The sequence below is a fragment of the Turicibacter sp. GALT-G1 genome (genome assembly GCF_025594995.1).
Taxonomy (GTDB): Bacteria; Bacillota_I; Bacilli_A; order MOL361; family Turicibacteraceae; genus Turicibacter; species Turicibacter bilis.
In genome coordinates this window covers 1-10,031 of record NZ_JAMQUS010000085.1, presented here as the reverse complement: position 1 = coordinate 10,031, position 10,031 = coordinate 1, and the positions used below count along the sequence as shown (strand labels likewise).

Annotated in this window: 10 protein-coding genes; 8 read left to right on the top strand and 2 right to left on the bottom strand. The window is 34.0% G+C overall.

Annotated features, from left to right (window positions below; all coding sequences use genetic code 11):
* The first annotated feature begins 727 nt into the window (after window positions 1–727).
* The 3 genes from NEH74_RS12680 (at window position 728) to NEH74_RS12670 (ending at window position 2,732) form a co-directional block, all read left to right on the top strand.
* Window positions 728–1,213 (top strand): peptidylprolyl isomerase, encoded by a 486-nt coding sequence (locus NEH74_RS12680; protein ID WP_343288202.1) that lies wholly within the window; start codon window positions 728–730, stop codon window positions 1,211–1,213.
* Between the two features lie 105 nt (window positions 1,214–1,318).
* Window positions 1,319–1,876, top strand: coding sequence for a PepSY domain-containing protein (locus tag NEH74_RS12675; protein ID WP_055242537.1), 558 nt, complete (start codon window positions 1,319–1,321; stop codon window positions 1,874–1,876).
* Window positions 1,877–1,955: 79 nt separating this feature from the next.
* Complete coding sequence (locus NEH74_RS12670) at window positions 1,956–2,732, top strand: hypothetical protein (protein ID WP_055242536.1); 777 nt, start codon at window positions 1,956–1,958, stop codon at window positions 2,730–2,732.
* A 533-nt stretch (window positions 2,733–3,265) separates the two neighbouring features.
* Here the strand turns inward: NEH74_RS12670 and NEH74_RS12665 are convergent.
* Entirely contained in the window at window positions 3,266–4,213 is a 948-nt protein-coding gene (locus tag NEH74_RS12665; RefSeq protein ID WP_055242535.1) for a pectinesterase family protein, read from the bottom strand.
* 172 nt (window positions 4,214–4,385) lie between these two features.
* Between NEH74_RS12665 and NEH74_RS12660 the strand changes: the two genes are divergently transcribed.
* Window positions 4,386–4,865, top strand: coding sequence for a hypothetical protein (locus tag NEH74_RS12660; protein WP_055242534.1), 480 nt, complete (start codon window positions 4,386–4,388; stop codon window positions 4,863–4,865).
* Here NEH74_RS12660 and NEH74_RS12655 read toward each other — a convergent pair.
* Window positions 4,857–6,032 carry an MFS transporter gene (locus tag NEH74_RS12655; protein ID WP_055306022.1) on the bottom strand — a complete coding sequence of 392 codons (1,176 nt, stop codon included), beginning with the start codon at window positions 6,030–6,032 and terminating at the stop codon, window positions 4,857–4,859. The two genes, NEH74_RS12660 and NEH74_RS12655, sit on opposite strands and share 9 nt — an antisense overlap.
* A 224-nt stretch (window positions 6,033–6,256) precedes the next feature.
* On the opposite strand from NEH74_RS12655, the gene NEH74_RS12650 reads away from it, so the two are divergent.
* The 4 genes from NEH74_RS12650 to NEH74_RS12635 all read left to right on the top strand — a co-directional run bounded on the left by NEH74_RS12650 (window position 6,257) and on the right by NEH74_RS12635 (window position 9,984).
* Window positions 6,257–7,060 (top strand): hypothetical protein, encoded by an 804-nt coding sequence (locus NEH74_RS12650; RefSeq protein WP_055242532.1) that lies wholly within the window; start codon window positions 6,257–6,259, stop codon window positions 7,058–7,060.
* A 112-nt stretch (window positions 7,061–7,172) separates the two neighbouring features.
* Window positions 7,173–8,207 carry a hypothetical protein gene (locus NEH74_RS12645; RefSeq protein ID WP_055306023.1) on the top strand — a complete coding sequence of 345 codons (1,035 nt, stop codon included), beginning with the start codon at window positions 7,173–7,175 and terminating at the stop codon, window positions 8,205–8,207.
* A gap of 194 nt (window positions 8,208–8,401) precedes the next feature.
* Window positions 8,402–9,574: a class I SAM-dependent RNA methyltransferase gene (locus NEH74_RS12640; RefSeq protein WP_055242530.1), complete on the top strand. Its 1,173-nt coding sequence runs from the start codon at window positions 8,402–8,404 to the stop codon at window positions 9,572–9,574.
* A gap of 209 nt (window positions 9,575–9,783) precedes the next feature.
* The gene (locus NEH74_RS12635) at window positions 9,784–9,984 is read left to right on the top strand and encodes a cold-shock protein (RefSeq protein ID WP_055242528.1); all 201 of its coding nucleotides are present in this window, start codon (window positions 9,784–9,786) and stop codon (window positions 9,982–9,984) included.
* The last annotated feature ends 47 nt before the right edge of the window (window positions 9,985–10,031 follow it).

Genomic DNA, 10,031 nt, shown 5'->3' with positions numbered 1-10,031 from the left:
GGAGATAAAATAGAACCGCCGTATACGGAACCGTACGTACGGTGGTGTGAGAGGACGATGATTAAATTAATTAATTATCTCCTACTCGATTGAGACCTTAGATAGAAAAATAATAAGAGGTAAGGAATTTAAAAAGAGTGAATCATATAGTGACTGATATATAAGGTAAGACAATTATGTGTTGATTTCATGATGACATCTATATAAGTTGAGATAATTTTTCTTCACAGGAAATTTTTAAGCTCTATCAGTGGCGGATATATTTACTTCGTAAATGGTAGGTGACCCATTCCCTACCAATGGTAGATACATTTACTTCGTAAATGGTAGGTGACCCCTGGACTATAGGATGTGTTAGTACCCAAAGGGCATAAGAGACGAAACTGATGATAAAAATGTAAAAGGTATTGCTGGTTATATATAGATGTTGCTATCGTGGTTGATGAGAAGTGGTCATTAGAAATGAAAATAAGCTCTTCCTATTATAGAGGAGGTATGACGAGTCATTTCTTCAATCTTATCTCAAAAAATAGATGAAGCTTCACAATTAGTTTTTATTTTGCTACAATCAAAGTATTATAATAAAAAGGAGAATATGATGAAATTGAAATGGAGAAAACTTACATTAGTCTTGTTGCTTATGATGACACTGGTTGGATGTCAATCAAAACCAAAAGAATTAATTGCACCAGAGGTTGAAGTACCTGAAAACTTACCCCTTGTTACGATGGAAATTAAGGATTTCGGAACCATTCAAGCTGAACTATATCCGCATATTGCACCGAATACCGTGAATAACTTTATCTCATTAATTAATCAAGGGTTTTATAATGGACTAACTATTCACCGAATTGAAAAAGGATTTGTTTTACAAGGGGGCGATCCAAATGGAATTGGAACGGGTGGACCAGGTTATGCGATTGCTGGAGAATTCATCAATAATGGATTCCAAAATGATTTAAAACATACGGAAGGTGTGTTATCGATGGCTCGCACCAACCAACCAGATAGTGCAGGAAGTCAATTCTTTATTATGTTAGATGATGCACCTCATTTAGATGGTCATTATGCAGCCTTTGGGCGAGTCACATCTGGAATGGATGTTGCACATGATATTGAAGTAGCGGGAACAAGTAATGGACCAGTTGTGATTGAGTCAATGACAGTTAACACTTATGGAATTGAATATTCTGCACCAGACGTTATTCAATAAAATGGGTCCATTTTGGACTCATTTTTTTATCCAAAGATTGTTTTAAACCTCAAACAATGGTTCATACTAAAAAACGTTAGATTAGAAATCATGAGGTAAATAAACATGAAAAAATATAGACATTATTTATTAATTGGGGGAGCTCTTTTAGCATTAACGGCTTGTTCAAATACAAAGTCTTCAACCACGACTCAAACCCCAACTAATAATGGAACAGTTAATGAAACGGGTACTACGCAAGTTAAAGGCGGTGATATGCCAATTGAAGATATCTTAATTCAAGCTCGAAAATCCATTGGAAATGGAATTGTGACAAGTGTTGATTATGAGGTAGGTCACCCAAATTATTATGAAGTTGATATTTATGTTGAAAATCAGAAATATGAACTTCAATTTGATGCGCTAACTGGAGAAATTTTTAAACAAGAACAAACATCAGAAAATCCAACTATTTTAGATGGAGTGAATATTTCGATTGATGAAGCGATCTCAATTGCGGCTGCTCAATCAAATGGTGGGCTTGTTCATTCAATTCATTTACAACCAAAAGAAATTGGTGTTGTTTATGAAGCAACAGCCATTAAAAATAATAAAGAACAAAAAATTGAAATTAGTGCTACTGATGGAAAAGTGATTTCATTTGAAGAAGAAGTGAATGATTAATTTTAAGCAAAAGATGACATTTATCCTCCAATATGAACATATGATGAATTGAATAGGAGAATAGGGAGTAGGGAGATAAATGGATGATGTTAATCGTGCGTATCAAATTCTTGGGGTAACACCCACCATGTCACTAGAAGAAATAGAGGCAGTTTATGATGAACTACTAGAAAAATATGAACATCTTGCAGACGATAATATGTATTATAAAGAAAAGATAGCGGAGTGGACGGATGCTTTTGACTGTATCATTGACCACCGAATCGATATTACAGAACATCCTTCTTATCAAAATCATTCAGATCAAAGATGGTTATCTAGCCTTGTTGTCGTCAAATTAGTTTTTATCGTTATCATTGCCTGTATAGTGATTAAACAAATTGGGTGGTTAGAAACACCTAACCAATCGGTAAGTAATGGCTCAAGTATCTACGAGTTATCGAATAACTTTGAACTTTCTTTGTCTAAATTTAGCGAGTTTACTGATTGGGATTGGGGATATTATGAGGATGGCGACCAATGGACCATTATTTTAGCAATCGAAGTTTCAAAGGCTGATGAAGAGGGAGCGCTCATCAATGCCTATAATTTTCGATTAGAAGAAGACTGCCCTACAACATTAATCACAAAAGATATTTATTCAGATGAAGAGTTAAATCAAGTTCATTATTTAGGAGGCTATAGTGAGCTCGTACCACTTAATCAGAAGTTTGGCGTTGTTTTTAACGTAGCAGCTTTTGAACAAGGTGAAGAACGCATTCTTTACTATTATTATCCCGATGGAAGCAAGCACGAAGTGGGACGTCTAATTTTTGACGTCTTGAATAATAAAGAAGATCAGGGGATTTTTATCTAAATAAAAATAGACAAGTCTAAACTTGTCCATTTTTTTATGTTTTTATATAAGTCCCCATAAGTTTTTCACAACGTAAAAACTAAATCCCTTGCATTAGAGGATTAGGTTTCTTTTGGAAATTGCTAGGTTATCCATTTATTACCAATGGTAGGTGATCCCTGGACTATAGGATGTCTTAGTATTAAAGTTTTTTGATAACTAAGATTGATTTTAGAAAGGTGAAATAAATTTCGGTTTGTATCTAGTTATTTTTGATAAAAAATAATTTCTTTAGAACTTATACAGGATAAAATATCGAATCGAATTATATGAGTACTATTGATTTTGTTCGTTTTCCAATTTTATTTAGGCTTAAGGTTCATAATTATTATTAATCAATACTTGAGCCCCACACAAAATCTTAAAGAGGAATATATCAGGCAATTAATTGATGATGTATCGTATCAACGCGGATATACCCGATTATTTAATAGTTTAGATCATTAATGGTTAATTTCCCTAGTTTGTGCGGTGATACTGTCATTCGTGAGACCTTAGTTTGGATCCCAATTTCCTAATACTTTTTCTTTTTTATAAAATACGGCTTCTTCGGGCGACAATTCTTTAGAGAAATTGACTCGTTGATTAGATTTCGCACCAGGACCAAAATTTTGAAACTCATAAAACTTAATAGAATCATGAGAATCGATTTTTCCCCAGTCATCCCATCCCGCTGCATGGATATGAGGACCTAAATAACAGTTTAAAAATGCCACATGTGCAAATCTCCGCCAAGGTCGTCCTAAAAAGACAGATCCTTTGCGGGCATCGCTGACTAACTCACAGTGATTAAAGACATAACCGTAAGCTTCGTCTTTAGGGGTCGATGCGGCTGTCACATAACTAAGTCCATCTATGGCATTTGAAAAAATTGTACATCTCTCAAAATAGGCCGTTGCTCCACCAAAGATAAAATCAATATCTCCTTGTAAATAACATCGTTCGTAATAATGGCGACCGACTTTTCTTGGAAAATACTCACCAGGTCCAATAAAAGAGCCAGGAATAACTGGAGTAGATGGGAGTGGAGCCGTAAATAAAGTATCTTGATTTCCTAAAAAGCAGCAATCTTTAAAATGAATACAATCCCCATCAACATACAAGGCGATTGCTTGACCTACATCTTTCCCCTTTCCAGACTTGTTTTCAAACGTTAGGTTAGAAAATGTAAGGTGATTCCCATGAATAAACATCGTATAGCTTCTAAATGTTTGTAATAAAGTTCCATCTGCTAATACCTTTTTAGCATAATCATCAAATGTAATCACGGTACTTTCTGCATCTTCACCGATAAAGGTGACATGAGAATGATTCAGATACAGCTTTTCATGATAAACACCTCGTTTAATAAAAATAGTGGTAGGATCTTTTCCTTTTAATGAATCAATGGCGGCTTGAATTGATTGAAAGTCTCCACTACCATCTAACGCTACAATTAGCATTTAGTCATCCCTCTATTCTTTTTTAGTTTATTCGTTTATATTGTAGATATAAGATTAAAAAAGTTATGTCGAAGTATAGTTTATCGTTCAAGAAAAAAATAATAGAAAAACTGGATACTTTTAAATTGCTTTAAATAAACTAGAATAAGAGTGAAAAAAAGGGAGTGATAGGATGGAAATAAAAATTATGAGTCAACAAGAAGCTCAAAATTGGAGCTATGATCAATGGATGGGAGTTGCACTACTTATCTCAATTCTTGGAACTCATTCAAAGATCCCAACTTTTTATAAAAATCCTCGCATTATTGAAAAGATATCCCTAACATTTGATGATATTCAAACCGTTCAAGAGAATCATACTTTACTATCAGAGGAACACTGTTTACAAATTCGTGATTTTGTATTAGAGCATGCGGAAGAAGTAGAGTGTATTGTTATTCATTGCTATACTGGTGTTTCAAGAGCAGCAGCTATTGCCTTCGCGATTTGTCATCTATTAAACTTAGATGATACGTGGATTTGGGTATCGGAGCGTTATTATCCAAATAAATACTGTGTTCATAAATTAAATCGAGTTCTAAATCTAGGGCTGACCGAGCAAGATATTCAATCTCGTTATCAATATAAAGAAAAAAAACATCAGCTAAGCTGATGTTTTTTTCTCTCGACGATATTGTAAGATTAAGATAAGGCAAGCGATTAAAGCCATAACACTCCCAACTAAGAATGGAAGTTTACTACCAAAATCATATAAGAACCCAGCCATTAATGAACCAATGACCATTCCGACTGAACGCGCCGAGTTTTGAATCCCCATAATTTCTCCCGCATTATCTTTCGCATGCTTTGAAATCATACTTTGATAAATTGGCTGAGCAAGCGGCATTACAATAAAGAAAATAACTAAGAAGATTCCCATCACAATTAGATTTGAGCTATACGCCCAAATGAACAAAGATCCTCCGGTAAGGGCAATTACAACGATTAACGTTTTTAGCTCATCGTACTTCGCTGCTAAAAGAGGATTAACCAAGAAATTAACTAAAACAGCACAAATTGGAACAATGCTTAAAATTAAACCATTTAATTGTGTTGGTAATTTTAAATCTGATTCAACGAAGTATCCAATAGTTGAATTATAAGACGTTGTTGTAATATTCATGAATGCTACTGTTAAAATAAGAGCACCCAACATAGATTTAAAATCAAGACTCGATTTTTTTAATTTTAAGTGATTTAATGCTAATACTGCTTTTCCTTCTTTTTTCTTTTCTAATGTTTCATTAGTCAAGAAGAACAAAGCAACGGTTATAGCAATACAGGCAGCAAATTGAACGATAAAGCTATATTTATAATTAGTGGCTCCAAGCCAACCTCCGATATTAGAACCAACGGCTGATCCCATCGCTGTCGTTGCAGCTAAGTAGGCTAATGATTTGGCACGATTTTCAGGTGATGACAAATCACTAATACACGCCATCACAACGGCAATATAACTCACACTTAAAACTCCACCTAGTACCCTGAAGGCTGAAATAAGAGCTGCACTTTGACTTAAACCAAAACCAAGTTGAGCTGTTCCGTATCCGAGAACACCAATCATTAAAAATCGTTTACGTCCTTTGTAATCAGATAGACTTCCCCAAATAGGTGAAAAGATATAACTCCCAATTGACATTAATGCAAAAAATAAACCAAACATATATGACGGTAATTCTAATTCATTAATTAAACGAGGTGTCACAGGATGTGCGAAATTGAAAACCGCCATAATTAAAAAGTTAAAAAATAAGAACTTTCTTAAAGACTTTTGTTTCATAAATCCTCCTTATAAAATTGTCACTAGTTATCATTATATAAAATTTAGCAGATAACTACAAACTTTAAAGTTTAAAAAGTCGAATGAAATTCCCTCATTCTTTATCATATCAATCCATCAAATGGCGTATGCTTCTAGTAACAGGCAAATGAACCGGATCAATACACAATCAAACATTTTTGAAAGGGGGAAGTTGCAAATCAAGCGATTTTGCAACGAGACAGATGGGCACAAAAAATAAAAGCTACTATCGCAACTGGTACCAACATTGGAAAGAAGAAGAACAAGAAAAACTAGAACAATCAATGAATGAAGTACGAGCATATCAACACAACATTGAGTCAACACAATATAAAGCAAATCATGATTTGAGTCGGCAATACGGGGGATACACCCAGTCTGTGCATCGAAAATCACAATCACCATACAGTGCCACACGCCGCAAATCGCAAATGGCAGACATCAATCTATCTAATCAAAATCAATTTTCAGATATCTTACGAGGTCTTCTTGTTGGGTTACCGCTCGTCGTTGTTTTACTGACTCTACTTTATGCAGGGGGTGTCATCCCGCAAGAAACTGTCAATCGCTTATTTGGTATGACGACTACAAGTCCAGTCACAGAATACATTGAACAATACGACGAACTTATGGTTTTACATAACAATATCAACAAAAGTTTATCTGAACATATTGGCGCTAACAATATTACACCAACCTATCTTCAAGAATTAAAATCACAGCAACAAAATATCATCAATAAAACACAAGAACTCCTTGCCAATAAAGATGAAAGTTTTAGTGAAATGGGACGCCTATTAAATCTTAAACTTATGAGTTTAGATCAGCTTATCAATCAAGTCACAAGTAGCGAAAGTGTGACAGAAGAAATCACTCAATCATACAATCAATTTGTTAGTGATCAAAATGAAGTTGCAAATCAAATTGTGCTTGCTTTAACAAGTTTATTAGATAACAACAACATTAAGTACACGAAACAAGTTAATGGAAGCATTCAAATTAAATAAAAAATCCATTCAATATTTTATTGAATGGATTTTTTATTGTTTTCACAAATTTGGGTAAAATATGTTAAAATGGTCATGCTATAACATAGAAACATACGCTTTGGAGGAATATATGAACCGTAGGATTAGTAAAACATTAGGCTTAAGTCAAGAAGCCTACTTATTTGACTCACCACTATATTTAACAAAGTCACTACTCGCTATCGCTACAGGATATATCATCGGAAAACAATTTCCAATTGCTCAGTTAGATATGATTTCAGTTTTACTTGGAGTCATGTACAATTTGGAACCATTGAATCGAACAGGTGTTCGTAGTGGTGTCAGTCAACTGATTGCCTCGACGATTGGTGCCGCAGCTACGGGAATCTTAGTGCTAGCATTTGGAGTTAATGTTTTTAGTATTAGTATTGGAATGGTTCTAACACTATACGTCTGCTTAAAAATTAACTGGCGTCTTGTTTCGCCCGTTGCCATCTTTACATCGATTTACATGACTCAATATATACAAGTGAATGAAGCGGGATTACCTAGCATATGGCTAACCTTTCGTTTACGCATCATCGCCCTTGGTTTAGGGGTATTAATTGCGTTATTTTATAACTATATATTTTCAAACCTATACTATCGTAAATTTGCTAAAAAGAGATTGCAATATGCCAATGAACAAGTCCTTAATGGCCTAACATATACAGCGAAAGTATTTCAACGAACATTACCACGTGGAAAAAGAGGCTATATTCAGCTATTCAGTCAACAAATGAATGATTTAGACTTAGTATATTCAAACATTGAGGCCCTTAAAACAGAATTTACTATATTGAAAAAAGAAGTCAAACTAAAAGAAGTGAATAAACTACAAGAAATTGCTGAACTTTACCGAGATATTAATCATTTAACGTATGACTTGAACTTTTTATTAGAATCGACACCAGAGGTCGTATTAGATAAAGAGTTAGAACTTTCTTTAGAAGAAGTTATTGTCGTATTAGAATCGACAGATTATACGAATTCAATTGTTCCGCCTTTACATGACTTAAAAGTTGAAAAGCACTATCTTGATATAGGAAATCCATTTGCTGAACGTATTCATAAAATCTGTGAAAAAGTAAATCTAGTGGTAGAAAAATTACAACATCTTCAATAAGACATAAAAAGATAATTATTGCCACGTTTGACGATTAGTGATAAACTTAAAAATGGTATTTTAGGCCACCTTAAAAACAGAGTTTTGAGAGCTCTTGAAAATGGATAAAATAAAAGTGTATTGAACATAAATGTCATCTCAGTAACTATTCGTCCATGACGAATGGCTACTTTAAGATAAGGAGAAATAGAAATATGGATTATCAATTAATTGCAACGACCACATTTGGAATCGAAGCTGTTACAGCAAAAGAATTAAGACAACTAGGATATGAAGACTTAAAATTAGAAAATGGTAAAGTTCATTTCGAAGGAGACGAAATGGATATCGCAATTACTAATACATGGTTACGTACTGCTGATCGTGTCTTAATCAAAGTAGCAGAATTTGAAGCAACAACATTCGAAGACTTATTCAATCAAACAGAAGCGATTGATTGGAGTCAATATATCCCGGTGAACGGAAAAATGCACGTTGTTGGGAAATCAATTAAATCAACATTACATAGTGTACCAGATTGTCAGGCTATCGTTAAAAAAGCAGTTGTAAAAAGCATGCAACGTGCTTATAACCAAGATTGGTTCACAGAAGATGGACCAGTTTATAAAATTGAAGTAGCTTTATTAAAAGATGTAGTTACTTTAACAATTGATACAACAGGACCAGGATTACATAAACGTGGATACCGTGAATTTGCTGGTGAAGCACCATTAAAAGAAACATTAGCAGCTTCATTAATTTTATTATCTCGTTGGAAACCAGAACGTTTATTAGTTGACCCATTCTGTGGTTCAGGAACAATCTTAATCGAAGCGGCATTAATCGGAAACAACATTGCACCAGGATTAAATCGTAACTTCGTTTGTGAAGAGTGGCCTTCAATGGATAAAGAAATCTTTGAACAAGTACGTGACAGTGCACGTAAGGCAATCAAAAACAACTCATTACGCATGTTCGGATACGATATCGATCCTCAAGTTTTACGTACAGCGCGTCAAAATGCTGAAAAGGCAGGAGTAGCAAAATCAATTGAATTCCATCAATTAGATTTCCATAAATTCTCTTCAAACTATAAGTATGCCTACATGATTACAAATCCACCATATGGTGAGCGTATCGGAGAAGAAGATGAAGTCTTCAAATTAAACAAAAAATTAGGAATGATGAAACGTAAATTATCAACATGGGATTTTAATATCTTAACTTCATTCTCTAAATTTGAAAAAGCATTTGGTCGTGAAGCAGATAAAAACCGTAAATTATACAATGGACGTATCTTAACACGCTACTACCAATACTTTGATAATAATTTAAAACAAAAATATGGAGTAGTAATGGCTCAAACAGAGACAACAACAGAAGAATAATTTAAGAAGTGGCCCTTTGACGGTCACTTTTTAAATTTATACTAAAATAAAACTTTAAAAATATGTATATTAAGTTAAAAAAAGGCCATCATATAAGCGATAGTTCCATTACACTTAAAAGCATATCTAACCAAGTGAAGATTTTAAGATATCGATTTTAAATGACGGTAACTAGTTAATATGATTTATATTTTGGAGGTTTTTCAAATATGGCAACAGGAACAGTAAAATGGTTTAATGCTGACAAAGGTTACGGATTCATTACAGTAGATAATGGTGATGAAGTATTTGTACATTTCTCAGAAATTCAAGGAGAAGGATTTAAGACACTAGAAGAAGGACAAAAAGTAGAATTTGAAGTAACACAAGGTAATCGTGGTCCTCAAGCTTCAAATGTTCAAAAATTATAGAATAAAAAGAGTCGATGAACTATCGACTCTTTTTTATGTGCGCCCGG

Coding starts and splice junctions, on each gene's coding strand:
- NEH74_RS12645 (WP_055306023.1), top strand. CDS start 7,173: ATGAACCGTAGGATTAGTAAAACATTAGGCTTAAGTCAAGAAGCCTAC.
- NEH74_RS12680 (WP_343288202.1), top strand. CDS start 728: ATGGAAATTAAGGATTTCGGAACCATTCAAGCTGAACTATATCCGCAT.
- NEH74_RS12635 (WP_055242528.1), top strand. CDS start 9,784: ATGGCAACAGGAACAGTAAAATGGTTTAATGCTGACAAAGGTTACGGA.
- NEH74_RS12655 (WP_055306022.1), bottom strand. CDS start 6,032: ATGAAACAAAAGTCTTTAAGAAAGTTCTTATTTTTTAACTTTTTAATT.
- NEH74_RS12650 (WP_055242532.1), top strand. CDS start 6,257: ATGGGCACAAAAAATAAAAGCTACTATCGCAACTGGTACCAACATTGG.
- NEH74_RS12665 (WP_055242535.1), bottom strand. CDS start 4,213: ATGCTAATTGTAGCGTTAGATGGTAGTGGAGACTTTCAATCAATTCAA.
- NEH74_RS12660 (WP_055242534.1), top strand. CDS start 4,386: ATGGAAATAAAAATTATGAGTCAACAAGAAGCTCAAAATTGGAGCTAT.
- NEH74_RS12640 (WP_055242530.1), top strand. CDS start 8,402: ATGGATTATCAATTAATTGCAACGACCACATTTGGAATCGAAGCTGTT.
- NEH74_RS12670 (WP_055242536.1), top strand. CDS start 1,956: ATGGATGATGTTAATCGTGCGTATCAAATTCTTGGGGTAACACCCACC.
- NEH74_RS12675 (WP_055242537.1), top strand. CDS start 1,319: ATGAAAAAATATAGACATTATTTATTAATTGGGGGAGCTCTTTTAGCA.